17 protein-coding genes are annotated in these 18,232 nt (G+C 69.2%); 7 read left to right on the forward strand and 10 right to left on the reverse strand.

All coding sequences use genetic code 11. The features are described 5' to 3' along the window. Positions 1–61: 61 nt before the first annotated feature. The 3 genes from D6860_RS23345 to D6860_RS23355 are packed head-to-tail and all read left to right on the forward strand — an operon-like array spanning position 62 to position 3,098. Entirely contained in the window at positions 62–538 is a 477-nt protein-coding gene (locus D6860_RS23345) for a tripartite tricarboxylate transporter TctB family protein (protein WP_076625607.1), read from the forward strand. Then, the gene (locus D6860_RS23350; RefSeq protein WP_076625609.1) at positions 538–2,055 is read left to right on the forward strand and encodes a tripartite tricarboxylate transporter permease; all 1,518 of its coding nucleotides are present in this window, start codon (positions 538–540) and stop codon (positions 2,053–2,055) included. Before D6860_RS23345 ends, D6860_RS23350 begins: the two co-directional genes overlap by 1 nt. Positions 2,056–2,066: 11 nt before the next feature. Beyond that, positions 2,067–3,098, forward strand: coding sequence for an AbrB family transcriptional regulator (locus tag D6860_RS23355; protein WP_076625610.1), 1,032 nt, complete (start codon positions 2,067–2,069; stop codon positions 3,096–3,098). Positions 3,099–3,465: 367 nt separating this feature from the next. Here D6860_RS23355 and D6860_RS23360 read toward each other — a convergent pair whose 3' ends face one another. The 8 genes from D6860_RS23360 to D6860_RS23395 form a co-directional block, all read right to left on the reverse strand. Continuing rightward, positions 3,466–4,065 (reverse strand): Isoquinoline 1-oxidoreductase subunit, encoded by a 600-nt coding sequence (locus D6860_RS23360; protein WP_076625612.1) that lies wholly within the window; start codon positions 4,063–4,065, stop codon positions 3,466–3,468. A 3-nt stretch (positions 4,066–4,068) separates the two neighbouring features. Next, positions 4,069–6,240 carry a xanthine dehydrogenase family protein molybdopterin-binding subunit gene (locus D6860_RS23365; protein WP_076625614.1) on the reverse strand — a complete coding sequence of 724 codons (2,172 nt, stop codon included), beginning with the start codon at positions 6,238–6,240 and terminating at the stop codon, positions 4,069–4,071. 3 nt (positions 6,241–6,243) lie between these two features. Continuing rightward, positions 6,244–6,702, reverse strand: a complete 459-nt coding sequence (locus D6860_RS23370) for a (2Fe-2S)-binding protein (protein WP_017468833.1) — start codon at positions 6,700–6,702, stop codon at positions 6,244–6,246. Positions 6,703–6,834: 132 nt separating this feature from the next. Next, positions 6,835–7,479 (reverse strand): exopolysaccharide biosynthesis protein, encoded by a 645-nt coding sequence (locus D6860_RS23375; RefSeq protein ID WP_076625615.1) that lies wholly within the window; start codon positions 7,477–7,479, stop codon positions 6,835–6,837. After that, the gene (locus tag D6860_RS23380; protein WP_076625616.1) at positions 7,476–8,372 is read right to left on the reverse strand and encodes a YihY/virulence factor BrkB family protein; all 897 of its coding nucleotides are present in this window, start codon (positions 8,370–8,372) and stop codon (positions 7,476–7,478) included. Before D6860_RS23380 ends, D6860_RS23375 begins: the two co-directional genes overlap by 4 nt. Before the next feature lie 172 nt (positions 8,373–8,544). Next, positions 8,545–10,077, reverse strand: coding sequence for an alpha-amylase family glycosyl hydrolase (locus tag D6860_RS23385; protein ID WP_076625618.1), 1,533 nt, complete (start codon positions 10,075–10,077; stop codon positions 8,545–8,547). Further along, complete coding sequence (locus D6860_RS23390) at positions 10,070–10,924, reverse strand: SDR family oxidoreductase (protein ID WP_076625620.1); 855 nt, start codon at positions 10,922–10,924, stop codon at positions 10,070–10,072. Before D6860_RS23390 ends, D6860_RS23385 begins: the two co-directional genes overlap by 8 nt. Before the next feature lie 10 nt (positions 10,925–10,934). Next, on the reverse strand, positions 10,935–11,732 hold the full coding sequence (locus tag D6860_RS23395) for an SDR family NAD(P)-dependent oxidoreductase (protein WP_076625621.1): 798 nt from the start codon (positions 11,730–11,732) through the stop codon (positions 10,935–10,937). Between the two features lie 144 nt (positions 11,733–11,876). Between D6860_RS23395 and D6860_RS23400 the strand changes: the two genes are divergently transcribed. The 3 genes from D6860_RS23400 (at position 11,877) to D6860_RS23410 (ending at position 15,412) form a co-directional block, all read left to right on the forward strand. Next, entirely contained in the window at positions 11,877–12,707 is an 831-nt protein-coding gene (locus tag D6860_RS23400) for an alpha/beta hydrolase fold domain-containing protein (RefSeq protein ID WP_076625622.1), read from the forward strand. A 141-nt stretch (positions 12,708–12,848) separates the two neighbouring features. Further along, complete coding sequence (locus tag D6860_RS23405) at positions 12,849–13,190, forward strand: hypothetical protein (protein ID WP_076625624.1); 342 nt, start codon at positions 12,849–12,851, stop codon at positions 13,188–13,190. Then, positions 13,187–15,412, forward strand: coding sequence for an outer membrane protein assembly factor BamB family protein (locus tag D6860_RS23410; protein WP_076625625.1), 2,226 nt, complete (start codon positions 13,187–13,189; stop codon positions 15,410–15,412). The genes D6860_RS23405 and D6860_RS23410 overlap by 4 nt, the downstream gene beginning before the upstream one ends. A 395-nt stretch (positions 15,413–15,807) precedes the next feature. Here D6860_RS23410 and tal read toward each other — a convergent pair whose 3' ends face one another. Next, entirely contained in the window at positions 15,808–16,755 is a 948-nt protein-coding gene (tal, locus tag D6860_RS23415; RefSeq protein WP_076625627.1) for a transaldolase, read from the reverse strand. A 181-nt stretch (positions 16,756–16,936) separates the two neighbouring features. Then, the gene (locus tag D6860_RS23420) at positions 16,937–17,572 is read right to left on the reverse strand and encodes a hypothetical protein (RefSeq protein ID WP_076625628.1); all 636 of its coding nucleotides are present in this window, start codon (positions 17,570–17,572) and stop codon (positions 16,937–16,939) included. A 362-nt stretch (positions 17,573–17,934) separates the two neighbouring features. Between D6860_RS23420 and D6860_RS23425 the strand changes: the two genes are divergently transcribed. Then, positions 17,935–18,153 carry a DUF1127 domain-containing protein gene (locus D6860_RS23425; protein WP_017468485.1) on the forward strand — a complete coding sequence of 73 codons (219 nt, stop codon included), beginning with the start codon at positions 17,935–17,937 and terminating at the stop codon, positions 18,151–18,153. The last annotated feature ends 79 nt before the right edge of the window (positions 18,154–18,232 follow it).

An 18,232-nucleotide genomic window follows, 5' to 3' on the forward strand; every position in this document is an offset into this window, starting at 1 on the left:
CCGGGGGCGGCCCTCGCGGCAGATACGACTTTCCCACATTCCGACACACAGGAGGTTTCCCATGGCCGACCGCATCTTCGCGGCGGTTCTGCTGGCCGTGTCCATCGGCTACGCGGTGATCGCCTTCACCGTCATCAGCGCCCCGTTCCAGTATGACCCGCTCGGCCCCGAAAGCTGGCCGCAAATCCTCTCGGTCGTCGCGATCCTGTGCCTGCTGGGCATCCTCTGGAAGCCCGACACCAATCGTCTCGACGTCACGAAGCGCGTCTGGTTCCGGCTCGCCACCGCGGTGGTGATGCTGCTCGCCTACGGCGATCTCTACGAACCACTGGGCTTCGTGCTCTCGACCATTCTCTTCGGCACGCTGATGGCGCTGATGCTGGGCGCACCGAAACTGCGCGCCCTGGGCTTCGGCGTCGCCGCCGGCATCTTCGGCTGGCTGCTCTGCGTGACGCTCATGGACCTCAACCTGCCCGAGGGCGCCCTGATCGAGTATCTGCTCGAGGCGACGACGGCAGACCAGGAAGGAGGCAACTGATGGACGCGGTTCTTTCCGGTCTCGGGACCGGCTTCGCGGTCGCGCTCGACCCGTTCAACCTCATGCTCGTGCTGGTCGGCTGCTTCGTCGGCACCCTGATCGGCGCGCTCCCGGGGCTCGGCCCCATCAACGGCGTGGCGATCCTGCTGCCCATCGCCTACGGTCTCGGCTTCCAGCCCGAGGCGGCGCTGATCCTGCTCGCCGGCATCTATTACGGCGCCGAATACGGCGGCCGGATCTCGTCGATCCTGCTCAACGTGCCGGGCGACGCGGGCGCGGTGATGACCACGCTCGACGGCAACCCGATGGCCAGGGCCGGGCAGGCCGGGCGGGCGCTGTCGCTCTCGGCGGTCGCCTCGTTCATCGGCGGCACCTTCGCGGTGATCCTGATGTCGCTCTTCGCCCCGGCGCTGGCCAAGTTCGCGGTGACCTTCGGGCCCGCCGACTACGTCGCGCTGATGGTCTTCGCCTTCGCATCGCTCGCCTCGCTCGTCGGCAAGAGCACCGTGAAGACGCTGCTCGGCGCGACCATCGGCCTGATGCTTGCGACCATCGGCCTCGACGCCAACACCGGTGTCGCGCGCTACACCTTCGGCATTCCCGACATCCTTGCAGGCATCGACTTCCTGATCGTCGTCGTGGGTCTCTTCGGCATGGCGGAACTGCTGACGCTGGTCGAGCACCAGGCCCGCGGCACGCTGAAGTCGCTGCCCGTGGACAAGAGCTTCGTGAAGATGTCGGACCTCGCGCTGGCCAAGTGGACCATCGTGCGCTCGTCGGTCATCGGCTTCTTCATCGGCATCCTGCCCGGCACCGGTGCCTCGGTCGCCTCGGCCGTGGCCTATGGCACCGAGAAGCGCGTGTCCGACACCGAAGGCACCTTCGGAAACGGCGACCCGCGCGGCCTCGCGGCGCCCGAAGCGGCCAACAACGCGGCAGCGGGCGGCGCGATGGTGCCGATGCTCACGCTGGGCATCCCCGGCTCGGGCACCACGGCGATCCTTCTCGGCGCGCTGCTGATGTTCAACATCCAGCCCGGTCCGACCATGTTCACCCAGCGTCCCGAGGTGGCATGGGGGCTCGTCGCTTCGATGTACATCGGCAACGTGGCGCTGCTGGTCATCAACCTGCCGCTGGTCGGGCTCTTCGCCCGGATGCTGACGATCCCGCAGCACTACCTGACGCCGCTGATCGCGATCCTCGCCTTCATCGGCATCTATACCATCGTCGGCAACCCGCACGACCTGATGATGATCACCGCGCTCGGGGTCTTCGGCTGGTTCCTGCGGAAGATGGATTTCTCGCTCGCGCCGGTCATCCTCGGCTTCGTGCTGGGAGGCCTGTTCGAGGACAATCTTCGCCGGTCCCTCTCGATCTCGGGCGGCGACTGGGGCATCCTCGTCTCGAACTGGAAGAGCATCCTGCTCTACGTGCTGGCACTCGTTGTGGTGATCCTTCCGATCTGGATGGGTCGGCGGGCCCGCACCCGCAACGCCGAGGGCGATGATGTGGCATGACGGGGCCGGTAATGACCGGCACTGAAGCAAGAACCGCGGCGGTGACCTTCACCGCCGCGCTCGCGGGGGCGGCTCTGGCCGCCCTCGCAGGCATTCCGGCCGGGTCGCTCATCGGGGCGCTGCTGGCGGTCGCGATGGTCTCTGCGGTGGGGCAGGCGGTGCACGTTCCGGTGCTGGCCCGCGACATCGCCTTCCTCATCATCGGCATCTCGCTCGGCTCGGGCATCGACAGCTCGGTCGTGCCGCATCTGCCGGGCTGGTCGGTGAGCCTTGCCGGGCTCGCCATCGGGCTGGTCGCGACCATGGCGGTAAGCTCGTGGCTGCTGACCCGCGTTTTCGGCATCGACCGCGAGACGGCGGTGCTCGCGAGCTCGCCCGGCACCATGTCGAACGCGGTGGCCATCGCCGCCGAGGGCCGGGGCGACCCGGCGGCGGTGATGATCCTCCAGCTGATGCGGCTGGTGATCCTCGTCACCCTCGTGCCGCCGCTGGCGGCCCTCGTCGACGCACCGGGTGGGGCAGGGGGGCCGGCCCGCGAGATCATGCCGCTCTGGGGGCTGGCGCTGCTTCTCGTCATCGGGCTGCCGCTCGGTCGCTTCGCCGGAGCGCGTGGCATCTCGGCGGCCTGCCTGCTGACGGGCATCCTGCTGAGCGGCTCGGTCCATGCCACGGGGCTTCTGCACGGGGCCGCGCCGCCGTGGATGATCTTCCTCGGCTTCACCATGACCGGCGCCGCGGTCGGCACGCGGATCAGCCGCATCGACCTGCGCTCGGCGCTCCGGCTCGGCTGGGCGGGCGTCGTCGTCGTAGGTGTGGCGCTCGGCATGGCGGTGGTTTTCGCGCTGCTGACCTGGACGGTCACCGGGCTGCCCATCGGGCAGGTGCTGATCGCCTACGCGCCCGGCGGAGTCGAGGCGATGGCGGCGATCGGTCTCGCGCTCGGCTACGACCCGGCCTTCGTCGCGGCGCATCACTTCGCGCGGATCGTGATCCTGCTGGGGCTCATCCCGGTGTTCCTGCGGGCGGCGCGCTCGGCGGGCTGAGAGGGGGGCGGGCAAGACATTGCATTGACGCCCCCGGCAGCATCCGACACCTCCCGACGCTTGAGGGAGCCGCGCGGCGTCGGGCCGCGGACTGGCGAACGGCGCTCGGAATCCCTCGATTTATCCCTGCCAGGTCCGGAAACCCTCGAAGCTGAGCGCCAAGCCCGCCCAAATCGCCGGTCCGGGGGGCGGCCCGGCGATGCGCGGCGGCCTTCGGCCTTTGTTCCGCGCTGCCGCGTCGTGACACGATCCGCGCTGGCGCGTGTTATCATGAACAAGAACCGCCCCCGCAAAGAGTTGCGGGGGCGGTTTCGCATATCAGGCTCGGGCAGGGCGCTCTGCCTGGAAGCAGCTGCCCGTCACCCGCTCAGGACGCGGGGCAGGCCGAGCCGGTGTCGATCCAGGCCTTGGTCAGCTCGCCGAAGATCTCCTGCGAGCCCGGCGCCGGTTCGCGGCCCTCGCCGGGGTGCCAGCCCCAGCCGACCAGCCCGTCCTCGGCGTTGTGCTCGTGCAGCTCCGCCATGCTGCGGCCGCCGTTGCGCTCGGGGTCCTTGAGCTGGGCGCAGATCTCGGCGGCGCTCTTGCCGATCCAGCCGGTCTCGAGCGGTGCGAGCTGCCATGGCTCGTGGCCCGGGATCGAGCCCTCCTTGGTGGTGAACTCGACGTTCTCGGTGCCGTGGCAGGTGGTGCAGCGCATCCCCGGCGCGCCGAAGTCATTGGCGCCCCGGACCACCGGCGGCTCGTGCATCTGCATCTCCATGCCCTGCCGGGGGCTGTTGTCGACCGGGTGGCAGTTCAGACAGCGCGGGTGCTGGATCACCTTCAGCATCTCGTCGAAATAGGCGACCGAACGCTCGGACTCGGCCTCGATGCCCTCGAACTCGTCGACGGTGCGCAGACCGTTCACGGTGTCGGCAAGGGCCGGGGCCGCGACGAGCATCGCGGCCAGGATAAGGGTCTTGCGCATGGATCAGGCCTCCGCGGACTTGGAGAAGGGAAGGGTGGTCACCGATTTGCCGGTGAGCGCGCGCCAGGCGTTGGCGACGGCCGGGCCGATGGGCGGCAGCCCCGGCTCGCCCACGCCGGTGGGGTCGGCGTCCGAGGCGATGATCTCGACCGTCACCTCGGGCATCTCGTGGATGCGCAGCATCCGGTAGCTGTCGAAGTTCGACTGCTGCACGGTGCCGCCCTCGCCAAGCGTGATCTCGTCGAAGAGCACGGTGCCGAGGCCGAAGCCCACGCCACCCTCCATCTGCGCGCGGATCACGTTGGGGTTGACCGCGACGCCGCAGTCGACCGCGCACCAGACCCGGTGCACCTTGGGCATGCCACCTTCGTCCGACACCTCGGCGATCTGCGCCACGTAGGTCTCGAAGCTCTCGTGGACGGCGACGCCATAGGCCTTGTCGCCCTTGACCCTGGTGCCGTCCCAGCCGGCCATTTCGGCCACCTTCTCGAGCACCCCGCGATCACGGCCCCTGTCGGACTTCAGCAGGTCGAGCCGGCCCTGCACCGGGTCCTTGCCCTGCGCCTCCAGCACCATGTCGAGGAACACCTCGGTGGCATAGCCGGTGTGGGTGTGGCCGACCGAGCGCCACCACAGCACGGTGACCGGGCTTTCCTGCTGCACCCAGCCGACGCGGGCGTTGGCCAGGTCGTAAGGCATCTTGGTCGAGCCCTCGTAGGAGGTCGGGTCCATGCCGTCCTGCATCATCTGCGCCATCGGGCCGCCCGCCATGATCGACTGGTTCACGATCACGTCTTCCCAGCCGAGCAGATTGCCGTCGCCGTCGATGCCGGCGCGCATCCTGTGGATGGTGAGCGGGCGGTAGTAGCCGCCGTGCAGGTCGTCTTCACGGGTCCAGAGCAGCTTGTAGGTGCCGGGGCCGCCGGCCTTGGCGACCTCGCCCAGCTCCGAGGCAAAATGCGCGGTGTCCTGCGCGCGCCGGCCGAAGCTGCCACCGGCGAGCATCACGTTGACCGCGACCGCCCCGGCGTCGAGCCCCAGCGCCTTGGCGATGGCCGGCTTGTCGAGCGCCGGAAACTGCGAGCCCATCCAGGCCTCGGCCCCGTCCTCGCGAACCTCGATCACGCCGTCGAGCGGCTCCATCGGCGCATGGGCGAGATAGGGAAAGCGGAACTCTGCCTCGATGACCTGCGCCGCGCCCTCGATGTCGGCGGCGCCGTTGCCGAGCATCTCGGCATCCTGTCCGCCGTCCTCGGCGGCCTTGGCGAAATCGGCGTAGATCTGGTCGGAAGAGCGGGTCTCGGCGCCGCTTTCGTCCCATTCGATCTTGAGCGCGTTGCGACCGCTGATCGCGGCAAAGGTGCTGTCGGCGTAGACCGCCACACCCTGCGGGATCTGCCTCACCGCCCGCACGCCCGTGACGTTCATCGCGTCGGCGTCATCGAAGGAGGCAACCGTCGCGCCCAGCTTGCGCGGGCGGGCGACCACCACGGTCTGCATGCCCTCGCGGTAGACGTCGAGGCTGAAGGTCGCCGTGCCGTTGGTCTTGGCTCGGGTGTCGAGCTTGGGCAGGTCGGTGCCGATCAGGGTGAACTGGTCGGCGGACTTCACCTGCGGGTCCTCGGGCGGGGTCATGCCGGCGGCCTTCTGGGCCAGCGCTCCGAAGCCCGACGACTTGCCGGAGCCGTGCGAGATCCTGCCCTTCTCGACGGTGATCTCCCCGGCGGGCACGCCCCATTCCTCGGCGGCGGCGGCGACGAGCATCGCCCGCGCGGCGGCGCCGGCCTTGCGCATCTGCATGTAGCTGTTGGCCATGGCGGTCGAGCCGCCGGTGCCCTGCATCCCGAAGGCGAGGTTCTTGTAGAGCTCGTTGTTGGCCGGCGCGCTCTCGGCCCGCATCTGCGACCAGTCGGCGTCCATTTCCTCGGCCACCAGCGTCGACAGGCCGGTGTAGGGGCCCTGTCCGAACTCGATGTGCTTGATGATGACCGTCACCGTGTCGTCGGGGGCGACGCGGACAAAGGCGTTGGGGGCGAAGCCGGCATCATCGGTGGCCCCCGATTCCAGCGCGGCGGCGGCACCCGACTGCGCCCGTGCGGCGAGCGGGAGCGACATGCCGATGACGAGCCCCGCCGACGAGGCGAGGAAGTTGCGGCGCGATAGCTGCTTGGTCATGGCTCAGCCCTCCAGCTTGTCGGCGGCGTCGTGGATCGCCTGGCGGATGCGGACGTAGGTGGCGCAGCGGCAGACGTTGCCCGCCATGGCGTTGTCGATGTCCTCGTCGCTGGGTTTCGGAACCTCGCGCAGAAGCGCCGCGGCGCTCATCACCTGGCCCGACTGGCACCAGCCGCACTGCGGCACGTCGAGACCTTCCCAGGCCTCCTGAACGGCCTTGGCCTCGGGGCCGTCGACGCCCTCGATGGTGGTGACGTAGGACCCCTCGACCGTCGAGATCGGGGTCACGCAGGACCGGCGGGTCATGCCGTTCATCATCACGGTGCAGGCGCCGCATTGCGCGACCCCGCAGCCGAACTTGGTTCCGGTCATCCGCAATTCGTCGCGCAGGACCCAGAGCAGCGGCGTGTCGTCGGGCACGTCGACCGACACCTGCTTCCCGTTGAGTTCGAAAGAGACCATGCGTTCCTCCCTGGCTGCGATGGCTTGGTGGGCTGTTTTGTCGCAGAGCTAGCGCCGCACGGTCGCTTGTCCATGCGGGCGACTCACACAGGCCGCCTTCCGGAACCTCACCGAAGGGGGGAGGGGAGGCGCTCAGCCACTCAACTGGATGTAGAAGCCGAGTGCGCTCACGGCGACGACAAGCACATGCGCGATGCCTACCACGACGCCGTCGCGTGCGAGGATGCCGAGGGCGTAGAGCGCGACCGGAAGCCCCATCAGCGGCGTTGCCACCGGGATCGCGCCGAGCACGACGAGCGAGCCGCCCGAGATCATCAGGATGACCGCGACCACCGACAGCGACACCGATCCCTGTGCCAGCCATTCCGCGCGCATCCGCATGTGCCGGTGGACCCTCTCCGAGTGCGGCCTGATCCATTCCGCGAGCTTTCGGATGTGCTCGGCGGTGAACTCGCGCTTGGCGAACATCTTCGGCAGCCAGATGCCGCTGCGTCCGCGCAGCATCTGCAGGCCGATGATCGCCACGATCAGACCGAGCGCGCCACCGATGCCCGGGATCATGCCGGTCGGCAGCACCATGAGCAGCGCGCAGACCATGAGCAGCGGGGAATGCCCCTGCGCGCCGATGGTGCGGACGAGTTCCCCGAGGCTGATGCACTCGCGCTCTTCGGCAAGCTCGTAGAGCCGGTCGACCATGGCCGGGATGGCGCCGGGGCCGCGAGTCGGACGCGCGTCGCGGTTGCCCGATCTGCCTGCGGATGCGTCCTGCGCCGTCATTTTTCCTCGCTCCCTTTGCTGGTGTCCGCGTCGGTGCGCTCTTCGAGAGCCGCGTTGATCTTGCCCCCGAGCAGCACCACGAAGGCCGAGATCCAGAGCCAGAACAGCAGGATCACCACCCCGGCGAGCGAGCCGAAGGTCTCCTGGTAGCTGCCGAAGTTCTCGGCATAGACCGAGAAGCCGATGGAGGCTGCGAGCCAGAGCAGGCAGGCGATGGCCGCGCCCGGCGTCACCCAGCGCCAGCGCGGCGCGCGGCGGTCGGGGCCGTAGTGGTAGATCACGCCGATCGCCACCACGGTGGACCCCAGCAGGACGACCCAGCGCAGCACCCAGACCACGCTTTCGACCGTCTCTCCGAGCTGCATCACCGCGAGCAGCCCGGGCAGGACAAGCACCGCTGCCAGTGCCACCACGACGCCGACGATGAGCAGCAGGGTCATCACGATGGTGATCAGCTTGAGCTTGATGAAGCCGCGCGTCTCGCGCCGCTCGTAGGCGACGTTGAGTCCCTGGATCAGGTTGCCGACCCCGGTCGAGGCGGAATAGAGCGCGAGCAGGATACCGAGGATCGCGGCAAGCCCGAGCCCGCCCTGGTCGCTTCCCGCCACGCTCTTGGCCTGGTCGATCAGGATTTCGGCCGCGCGCTGCGGCAGAACCGCCGAGATCTGCTGGATCTGGTCGGTCACGTCGCCGGGCGACAGCACCATGCCGGCGATCGCCATCAGGGCGGTGATCGCGGGAAAGATCGCGAGCAGTCCGAAGAAGGCGACCCCCGCGGCGATGAGGCTGAGCCGATCCTCGGTCACGCCATCCTTGACACGCAGCGCCGCGGCCTTCCAGTCGCCGCGGTGCAACTCGGACGGGCGGTCGGCCCAGGAGGTTTCGCCTGTCATCGTGATATCCCTTTTCGTGACGTTCGCGCACCGCCGGCTGAAACCGGGGTAAAGGTCAAACACCGATGCGCGGCCGGGGTTCCCGACAGGCCCCGCGCTGCCCGCTCAGAGGTCGTGTCGCCCACGCACTGACGGGGGAGCGCGGAGGTGGGCAGCGCTCGCCGGGAGAGCCTTAACCCGCCCGCCGCGCACCCGGGGTGCGGCAGGCGTCGGACATCAGCACCGTCTCGCCGGTACGGATCTCGAAGGTGAGGTCGTCGAAGTCGAATACCGCCTCGATCGTTGAAACCTCTGTGTGCGCGGTCAGCTGCAGGCGCCGGCCCTCCTGCCTGTGGGTCAGCTCGCGCGGGCTGGCGAGCCCGTGGTCGCGGCGGATGCGCAGCGCGGCGCGGTAGCGGGCGAGCGTGCTCGTCTCCGAGCCCTCCTGCGCGCGGACCGAGATGCCCTCGAGCCAGCGCATCGGTAGCCAGGGCGTGCCACGGGTGAAGCCGAAGGTCTCGGGCGTCTCGTCCCACGGGATCGGCACGCGGGCGCCGCTGCGGCCCGGGCCGTCGGGCCAGAAGGCCCGGTCGAAGGGATCTTCCGACTCCGCCCGGCGCACGTCGGGCTGCGGCAGGCCCAGCTCTTCGCCCTGGTAGATCATCACGCTGCCCGGCAGCACCGCCAGAAGCGCGGCGAGGAAGGCGGGCGCGCCGGGGTGGTCGTCCCAGAGCCGGGTCGTGGCGCGGGCCTGGTCGTGGCTCGAGAACCACCACGGCAGGCGCCACGTGCCGTTTGTCTTGTCGAGCATGGCGCTCCACAGTCTGGGCGAGGTGCCACAGCGCACGGTGTCGGTGGTGTAGCAGGCATCGAGCCGCCCCGGACCGGTGTAGCCCTGCGAAATCTCGACCGAGGCGAGGCCGAAGTTGTTCTCGCCGATCAGGAACATTTCGTCGCCGGCCCATTCCCGGATCAGCGTCATGCGATCGCGGCCTTCGCCCTCCTGCATGTCGCGCCGGTGGCGCTGGCGGTTGTAGGGCGAATGCGGCAGCCCGTCGATGCGGGGCCGGTCCTCGGGCGCGGCGGCGGGATTGTCGCGCAGCTTCTCGTCGTGGAACCACGAGGTGACGGCGTCGAAACGGAAACCGTCGACGCCGCGCGCCTTCCAGAACGCCATGATCGCCTGTTGTTCGGCCATGACCTCGGGGTTGCGGTGGTTCACCGAGGGCTGCCCGCGGTGGTATTCGTGCAGGTAGTATTGCTGGCGCTGGTGCGCCCAGCTCCACGCCGGCGTGCCGAAGTAGCCGATCCAGTTGGTCGGCGGCGTGCCGTCCGGTTTCGGGTCGCGGAAGACGTAGCGCGCGGCGGCCTCCGTATCGCCGTCGAGCGCGGCGCGGAACCACGTGTGGTCGACGCTGGTGTGCTTGAACACCATGTCGATCAGCACCGCGAGCCCGAGCTCGTGGGCGCGGGCGAGCAGCCTGTCGAAATCCTCGAGCGAGCCCAGGCGGGGATCGACGGCGCGGTGGTCGCGCACGTCGTAACCCCCGTCCACCCTTGGCGACGGGTAGAAGGGGGCGAGCCAGATCGCGTCGACGCCAAGGTCGCGCACGTGTTCGAGCTTCCCGGTGATCCCGTTCAGATCGCCCTCGCCCGACCCGGTGCTGTCGTGGAACGAGCGGGGGTAGATCTCGTAGATCGCCGGGTTCACCAGCCGGTCAGGCACCGACGATGGCCCCGCCGTTGGGATGCAGGCACTGGCCGGTGTAGTAGTTGCCGTCGGACGAGGCGAGGAACAGGTAGGCGGTTGCCACCTCCCACGGCTGGCCGGCGCGGCCCATCAACTGCTTCTGGCCGAAGTCCTCGACCTTCTCGGGGGGCATCGAGCCCGGGATGAAGGGCGTCCAGATCGGCCCCGGCGCCACCGCGTTGACGCGGATGCCCCGCTCGGCCAGCGTCTGCGCCATCGACCGGGTGAAGGCCAGCGTGGCGCCGCGCGTGGTCGAATAGGTGATGAGCGAGTCGTTGCCCTTGTAGGCGTTGACCGAGGTGGTGTTGATGATGCTCGCGCCGTCGCCGAGATGCGGCAGCGCCGCCTGCGTCATGAACATCGGCCCGTAGATGTTGCTGGCGATGATCCGGCGCAGCTTCTCCTCGGGGAAGTTGGCGAAATCCTCGTCGATCCACTGCTGGGCGGCGTTGTTCACAACGATGTCGAGCTGGCCGAAATGGCCCACGACGGTCGCTGCGACCTCCTCGCAATGCGCCTTGCCGCCGAGATCGCCGGGGATGAGCAGCGCTTCCGAGCCCTCGTCCTCCACGAGTTTCGCGGTCTCCTGCGCGTCGGTGTCCTCGTCGAGATAGGCGATGGCCACCTTCGCCCCTTCGCGGGCGAAGAGCACCGACACAGCGCGGCCGATGCCGCTGTCGCCGCCGGTGACCAGCGCGACCTTGCCCTTGAGCTTGCCGACGCCGGGGTGGCGCGGCGCATAGTCCGGGCGCGGGGTCATCTTGTGCTCGTCGGCGGGCATCTTGTCCTGCGCCTGGGCGGGAATCTTCGGTTGGTCGGTCATCTCGGCCTCCTCAGGTGTTGATTGCCGCAACCGCGCCGCCATCGACGCGCCATGCGGAGCCGTTGGTGAAGCTCGCCCGGTCCGAGCAGAGCAGGGTAACGGCGGCGGCGACCTCTTCGGGCTTGCCGCGCCGCTTGAGGGACAGGTAGGGGCGTTCCTCGTCGAGGAAGCCCTTGATCGCCTTTTCTTTCGACACGCCCTCGGCTTCGGCGCGCTTGTCCATCATGCCGTCGGTCATCGGGCTTTCGATGAAGGCGGGCATCACCGAGTTCACCAGCACGCCCCTGGGCCCGTAGGGCAGCGACAGCGCCTTGGTGTAGCTCAGCAGCGCCGCCTTCGAGGCGTTGTAGACGGCCTCGTCGGGGTAGGGCTGCACGGCGTTCTCGGAGGTGACGAAGACCACCCGGCCCCAGCCCTGGTCGACCATGGCGGGCACAAGCGCCTGCGTCATGCGCACGCCGGACATGAAGTTGGTGTTCCAGCAGCTGAACCAGTCGTCGAATTTCATCTCGAGCGGATCGCCCTTGGCGCCGGTGATGCCGGCCATGTGCACGAGGATGTCGACGCCGCCATGGCCCGCGGCCTCGTCCGCCAGCGCCTGCACCTCGTCCTGCAGCGTGAGGTCTGCCGCGCGATGCCCGACCACCGCGTCACCGACGGATTTCGCGGCATCGGCCAGCTTGTCGCCATCGGTATCGGTCAGGAAGAGCTTCACGCCCTCCTCGGCCAGTGCCTGTGCCGTGGCCATACCGAGCCCGCCGGTGGCCCCGCTGATGAGCGCGAGCCGCCCCTTGATCTTCATGTCCATGGGAATGCCTTTCGATTTGCTTGCAGGAGAACGTGCGCTGACCCGGGTTGTTCCGGTGACGGGAGGGTATTCCGGCGGCCCGGCGGTTGACGTCTGCGTGAAGCGGCGCAGGTCGCGTCGGGACACCCACCAGAGGACACGGCGATGACCACACGCCCCGACACCGAAGCAGACCTGCGCGGGCTGATCCGCGACACCGCGATGGACGGCGACATTCCCGAGCGCCGGGACGGGTTCCGGCGCATCGCTTCCGGGCAGCCCGAGGCGATGGCCGAGCGCGTCGAGCGCGGCGGCGTGTCGGCGCTCGCGGTGGGGGAGGGGCCCGAGCTCGTCTGGTTCCACGGCGGCGGCTACGTCTTCGGCGCTCCCGAGACGCACCTGGTGCTCGCCACCGCGCTCGCGCGGCAGGGCCTGCGCGTCCTGCTGCCGCGCTACCGTCTGGCCCCCGAGGCGCCCTGGCCGGCGATGCTCGAGGATGCGCGCGCCTTCGTCGCGGCAAGCGGCCCGGTTGTGCTGGGGGGCGACAGCGCGGGCGGCCACCTCGCGCTGGCGGTGGCGCGGCGGACCCGGGTGGAGGGGCTGGCGCTGGCCTCGCCCAACACCGACCGCACCGGGCAGAGCAGCACGCGCGGGCGCGACGGTGACCTGATGAACGACGACGCGACCGACGCCGAGCTCGCGCGCATGGCGATGCCCGGCATGCCGCCCGACGACCCGGACGTCTCGCCGCTGGTCGCGGACCTCTCGGGGCTGCCGCCGCTGCACCTCGAGGCGGCGGGCGCCGAGATCTTGCTCGACGACAGCCTGCTGCTGGCCCGGGCCGCGGCGCTCGCCGGGGTCGACGTGCGGCTGCGCGTCACCCCGGGGCAGTTCCACATGTTCCAGCTCTGGCCCGACGTGCTGCCGCGCGGAGACGAATCCCTCGCGCGGCTGGGGGCCTTCGCACGCGATGCACTGGCGCGCGACACGCGCTGAAACCCCCGATCCGGCGCCGGGCTGACCTCACGAAAGACTGTCGTAAAGTTGTCCCGGCCGTGATCCGCCCTAAACCTCCGAAGGGACGGGGTCGCGCATGACGCGCGGCCCGCTGCCTCACCTTTCACGAGGAGCTTCTCCATGTCCTACCGTCTGGGCCTCACCCTCATCATGGTGGCGGCGATCGTGGCCATTGGCTGCGGTCTCTACGCCTATTTCGTCCCGCTCACCGGCGTCACCGGCGTCTGGGGGCCGCTCGCCGCGGCCTTCGGCGCGCTCTGCCTGCTCATCGGCGGCGCGCTGATGGTCAAGGCCGGCTCGCGCGGCGCCCGCGTCGTGCTGATGATCCTGCTCGCCCTCGGCATCCTGCTCACGGCGCTCGCCGCATGGCTGCTGCACCAGTGGATCATGCTCGCCGCCCTCGCGGTCTGCGCCATCGGCTGGTTCGCCGCCCTCTCCGGTCCCGAAGGAGATACCGCATGAACACCCTGCTTCGTTCCACCGCGCTGATCGCGCTGCTCGCCGGGCCTGCCTTCGCGCAGGACACGACGGGCGACGAACCTACCGACACCGCCCCGGCGCAGGAAGAGACCGCGCCGGAGTCGGCGCCCGACACCGCGCCTGAAACAACCTCGGAAGAGACGCCCGAGACGGCCCCCTCCGACGAGTCCACGCCTTCCGAAAGTTCCGACGCTGAAACCGGGACGGACAGCGACACCGCGACCGACACGGCCCCGGCCGAGCAGGACGGCACGAACGGGTCCGGCGAGGAGACCGCCCAGGACGACAGCGAGCCGGAGGCCCCCGCCGAGGAGGCGAACAGCCAGGCGCGCATCTCCTCGGATGCCCGCGTTCCGGCTTCCGGCCCCGACTGGCCGAGCTTCCACGGCCAGGTCTCCGGCGCCAAGTATTCGCCGCTAGACCAGATCACCCCCGAGAACGTGGGCGAGATGGAACTGGCGTGGCGCTACGAGACCGGCGACGTCTCGGACGGCTCTGGCGACCTTCCGGCGACCGTCTGGTCGGCGACCCCGATCTACGCCAACGGCCTGCTCTACATCGGCACGCCCTTCTACCGGGTGCTCGCGCTCGATCCCGCGACCGGCGAGGAAGTCTGGTCCTTCGACAGCCAGTCGACGCTCGAGGCGCTGACCCAGCCCGCGCTCAAGAACCGCGGCGTCGCATACTGGGAAGCCGACGAGCCCGTCGAGGGCGAGGCCTGCCAGAAGATCGTCTATCTCGGCACCATGGACGCGCGGCTCTTCGCGGTCGATGCCGACACCGGCGAGCAGTGCGAGAACTTCGCCGACGGCGGCGTGCTCGACGTCAACCAGTGGAACACCGTCAACGACCGCTGGCCGCTGTCGCTGCTGCAGCCGCCGACCATCGTCGGCGATCACGTCGTGATCGGCTGGGCCGGCAACGACTGGGACTGGGCCGAAGCACCTCCGGGGTCGATCTTCTCGGTGAACGCGCAGACCGGCGAGCTCGAATGGACCTTCGACACGATCCCCGAGGAGATCCGCGAGAAGACCGGCACCGCCAACGTCTGGACCGCGATGAGCGCCGACGAGGAACGCGGCATCGTCTACCTGCCGGTGGCCTCGCCGTCGCCGAACTACTGGGGCGGCAACCGCACCGAGGACATCCCCTATGCCACCTCGACCACCGCGCTCGACGTCGAGACCGGCGAGGTGATCTGGTCGCGCCAGTGGGTGCACCACGACATCTGGGACTACGACATCAACGCGGCGCCGACGCTGATGGACATCACCGTCGACGGCGAGGAGATCCCGGCGCTGATGCAGGCCACCAAGATGGGCTTCCTCTTCGTGGTGAACCGCGAGACCGGCGAGGACGTCTGGCCGATCGAGGAGCGCCCGGTGCCTGCCGGCGACATCGAGGGTGAGCGCTACGCCGAGACCCAGCCCTTCCCGACCAAACCGGCGCCGCTGCTCGACCAGTCGAAGCTGCCCGACGTCTGGTGGCTGGCCGACGTGGCCTCCTTCGGGGCCTGCTCGAAGCTCTGGGACGACATGGTCTACGAGGGCATGTATACCGCGCCGACGACCGAGGGCGCCGGAGCCGGGGCCTACCCGAACTCGGCGGGCGTCGTGCAATGGGGCGGCGTGGGCTTCGACCCCGACAAGCAGCTCGCGGTGGTCAACCTCAGCCACGTCGTGCAGCACATCCAGCTTTACGAGCGCGAGCGATACGAGGAGATCAACGGCGAGGCCGGGCCCGGCGAAAGCGGGTTCCACCCGCAGACCGGCGCGCCCTACGGCATGTCGCTGCAGACCGCGCTGAACCGCTGGGGCATGCCCTGCTGGGAACCCCCGTTCGGTGAACTCGCGGCCATCGACATGACCACGGGCGAGATCGCCTGGCGGCGTCCCTTCGGCATGTCGCAGCGCTATGGCTTCTACATGCCCGAGGGCTGGGGCTCGCCCACCATCGGCGGTCCGGCGATCACCAGGGGCGGCCTGATCTTCATCGGGGCGACGATGGACGCCATGGTCCGCGCCTACGACCTCGAGACCGGCGAGGAGCTCTGGAGCGACATCACCGAGGCGCCCTCGGTCTCGAACCCGGCGGTCTACGAGCACGACGGCGCGCAATACGTGGCCTTCGTCTCGGGCGGCAACTCGATCCTGAAGCCCTCGGTGGGCGACATGGTCTCGGTCTACCGCCTGCCGCAGCAGTAAGCGGCGAGACATGAACGGCGGAAGGGGCGTGCCTGCGGGTGCGCCCCTTTCTCGTTGTCGCGATGGGGGTTGCGGACCGGGCCAAGGGCCCGCACGGGGACAAGGCCACAGCCTCACGCGCATCGCCGGGCTGTCCCCGAACCGGCGAACTGGTCGGGCAAGGGGCTGCGTGGCGAGGTCTTTCTGACTTGGCCGGGATAAATCGAGGAGTTCGACGGTCACATTGCCAGCCGGCGGTCCGACGATGGCGCGGCTTTCGCTTGGTTCCTATGACGCGCCGGCGGAAGGTTGCCTTGCTCGCAGGAGGGCGGCCGAGCGGTCGCGACCAGTCCGCAAACGAAAAGGAGCGCACCCGGCGGGTGCGCTCCGTCATCATGAGAACCGGGATGAGCCGATCAGGCGCCCATCTTCTCGGCGACCAGCGAGATCAGCGCCTGGTGGTCGGCGTCGAACTTGCGGATGCCCTCGGCGAGCTTCTCGGTGGCCATGGGGTCGCTGTTCAGCTCCCAGCGGAAGGTCTGCTCGTCCATGCTGACCTTGTCGCTGGCCTGCGCCGTCTCGGGCGACAGGGCGCGCGGCAGCTCGCCCTCTTCCGCGTCGAGCTGCTCGAGCAGCTTCGGCGAGATGGTGAGGTTGTCGCAGCCCGCCAGCGCCTTGACCTGGTCGACGTTGCGGAAGGAGGCACCCATCACCACGGTCTCGATGCCGTTCGACTTGTAGTAGTCGTAGATGCGGCGCACGGACTTGACGCCCGGGTCCTCGTCGGGGGCGTAGCTCTCGACACCCTCGGCGGCCTTGTACCAGTCGGTGATCCGGCCGACGAAGGGCGAGATCAGGTAGGCGCCGGCGTCGGCACAGGCCACCGCCTGCGCCATCGAGAACAGCAGCGTCAGGTTGCAGTCGATGCCTTCCTTCTGCAGGACCTCCGCCGCGCGGATGCCCTCCCAGGTCGAGGCGAGCTTGATGAGGATGCGGTCCTTGGACACGCCCCGCTCGGCGTAATCGGCGATGATCTCGCGGGCGCGGGCAAGCGAGCCCTCGGTGTCGAACGAAAGGCGCGCGTCGACCTCGGTCGACACCCGGCCCGGCACCAGCTTGGTGAGCTCGGCGCCGACGGCGACGGTCAGCGTCGCGGTCACGGCCTCGGGCGACTTGCCCGCCTTGCGGCCGGCCTCGATCTCGCGCTCGATCAGCTCTTCGGACGCCGGATCCTTGAGCGCGCCGAGCACGAGCGAGGGGTTGGTGGTGCAGTCCACGGGCTTGTAGGCCTTGACCGCGGCGACCTCGCCGGTATCGGCAACCACCACGGTCATTTCCCTGAGCTGGTCTAGAACGCTAGTCATGTCGTCTCCTTCCTGGGGTCATCGGCGGCGCGCCGCCGGCAGTGAGTCTCAACCGTCCATACCGAAGACGGGATGCGCCGTCACGCTGTGCTTGCTGTCCCAACGCACGGCAGGGGCCGTGCGTTTCGATAACGCTACCATGTTGGTCGTCGCGGGGCTCAATGCGGGGCGGTTGCGCCGCTCAGGCCTGCGCGCTTTCGGTGCGGGGCAGCAGGCCAAGGGCCAGCGAGCGCACGAACCCCGCGACCTCCCGCTCGGCCTCGGTCTGGTCCTTCTTGCGGCGCAGCAGCCTGGCGAGCGGCGATCCGCGCTCCATCGTGTTCGCGGCCAGCAGCAGCAGGGCGATCTCGTGCAGGCGGTGCCGGACCGCGTCGGCCTCGTCGGGCGCAAGACGGTCCTGCAACTGCTCGGGCAGGGGGCACGCGGCGATCAGCTCTTTCAGGCGCTCGCCGTGCTTCGACTCCTCCGCCCGGGCGAGGCAGATGTCGACCACGCCCGCCATCTCGGCCTGGAACACGTCGCGGCCGACTCGGGCGGTCTGCTCGGAAAACCCGGTCTTGCGCAGCACGGTGATCTCGCCCCGGGTTGGGTCGTCGTCGAGAACGAGGCCGTTCAGCAACAGTTCCGAGCGGCCGGTGTCGCCCAGCGTGTCGCGCAGGCCGTTGGCCTCGGCGAAGAGCACCAGTTGCAGAAGGTCGTCCTGCGTGAGGTCGCAGGCAATCCGGCTGATGCCGCTGCCGCGCTCTCCGCGGAAGCTGAGAGAGAGCCGGCCGGTGCCGTTTTCGCGGGTTTCCATGACGAAGATTTTCGATGCCATGCCCTTGAGTTAGGGCCAAGGCGGCAACGGCGCAAGCAGGCGCGGGCGGAAGCCCGTTCGCGACGGCGGATCCTGTCCGACGGGGCCTGCACGGGCCGCCCTGCAAGGCCGCTGGTCCCAGCGATCGGAGTGCGCCGAACGGGCGCCCGCGCTTGCGCTAACATGCCCGTTTCGGCGTCGGACACCGCCTATGTCCACAATGCATGGCGGGGTTCGAATTCTGTCCATTGTGCAATTGCAGCATCGGGACGATATCCCTGTCAACGAAAGGGATGATAGCGCTACCCGAAACGATCCGGACCGGCGCTCCTGACGAGACAAACTGGCCCACGAGGGGCCGTCAGATGCAAAGGACGTGACAAATGGCACAGATGACCGCAACCGCATTCCCGACCACCCAAGGCAACGGCTCCTTCCTGAGCCGCTTCATCGAAGACCGCCGCGCCGCCCGTGCGCGCCGCGCCGTCTACACCCAGACCGTGCGTGAGCTGGGCGCGCTGTCCGACCGCGACCTCGCCGACATCGGCATCGGCCGCTCCGACATCCGCCGCATCGCACGCGAAGCGGCCCGCGTGGCCTGAGGTCAGGCCCGCGACAAGGTCGGCCGCATCAGCGGACACGACGACAGAGGGCGCCGGTAGCACCGGCGCCCTTGTCATG

The sequence above is a fragment of the Salipiger sp. D13 genome (assembly GCF_003703915.1).
Lineage (GTDB): Bacteria > Pseudomonadota > Alphaproteobacteria > Rhodobacterales > Rhodobacteraceae > Salipiger > Salipiger profundus.

Excerpts from the sequence above, each read along its gene's own strand:
- D6860_RS23360 (WP_076625612.1), bottom strand. The coding sequence starts at position 4,065 with ATGCGCAAGACCCTTATCCTGGCCGCGATGCTCGTCGCGGCCCCGGCC.
- D6860_RS23405 (WP_076625624.1), top strand. The coding sequence starts at position 12,849 with ATGTCCTACCGTCTGGGCCTCACCCTCATCATGGTGGCGGCGATCGTG.
- D6860_RS23355 (WP_076625610.1), top strand. The coding sequence starts at position 2,067 with ATGACCGGCACTGAAGCAAGAACCGCGGCGGTGACCTTCACCGCCGCG.
- D6860_RS23425 (WP_017468485.1), top strand. The coding sequence starts at position 17,935 with ATGGCACAGATGACCGCAACCGCATTCCCGACCACCCAAGGCAACGGC.
- tal (WP_076625627.1), bottom strand. The coding sequence starts at position 16,755 with ATGACTAGCGTTCTAGACCAGCTCAGGGAAATGACCGTGGTGGTTGCC.
- D6860_RS23350 (WP_076625609.1), top strand. The coding sequence starts at position 538 with ATGGACGCGGTTCTTTCCGGTCTCGGGACCGGCTTCGCGGTCGCGCTC.
- D6860_RS23375 (WP_076625615.1), bottom strand. The coding sequence starts at position 7,479 with ATGACGGCGCAGGACGCATCCGCAGGCAGATCGGGCAACCGCGACGCG.
- D6860_RS23370 (WP_017468833.1), bottom strand. The coding sequence starts at position 6,702 with ATGGTCTCTTTCGAACTCAACGGGAAGCAGGTGTCGGTCGACGTGCCC.
- D6860_RS23365 (WP_076625614.1), bottom strand. The coding sequence starts at position 6,240 with ATGACCAAGCAGCTATCGCGCCGCAACTTCCTCGCCTCGTCGGCGGGG.
- D6860_RS23395 (WP_076625621.1), bottom strand. The coding sequence starts at position 11,732 with ATGGACATGAAGATCAAGGGGCGGCTCGCGCTCATCAGCGGGGCCACC.
- D6860_RS23420 (WP_076625628.1), bottom strand. The coding sequence starts at position 17,572 with ATGGCATCGAAAATCTTCGTCATGGAAACCCGCGAAAACGGCACCGGC.
- D6860_RS23400 (WP_076625622.1), top strand. The coding sequence starts at position 11,877 with ATGACCACACGCCCCGACACCGAAGCAGACCTGCGCGGGCTGATCCGC.
- D6860_RS23380 (WP_076625616.1), bottom strand. The coding sequence starts at position 8,372 with ATGACAGGCGAAACCTCCTGGGCCGACCGCCCGTCCGAGTTGCACCGC.
- D6860_RS23410 (WP_076625625.1), top strand. The coding sequence starts at position 13,187 with ATGAACACCCTGCTTCGTTCCACCGCGCTGATCGCGCTGCTCGCCGGG.
- D6860_RS23345 (WP_076625607.1), top strand. The coding sequence starts at position 62 with ATGGCCGACCGCATCTTCGCGGCGGTTCTGCTGGCCGTGTCCATCGGC.
- D6860_RS23390 (WP_076625620.1), bottom strand. The coding sequence starts at position 10,924 with ATGACCGACCAACCGAAGATTCCCGCCCAGGCGCAGGACAAGATGCCC.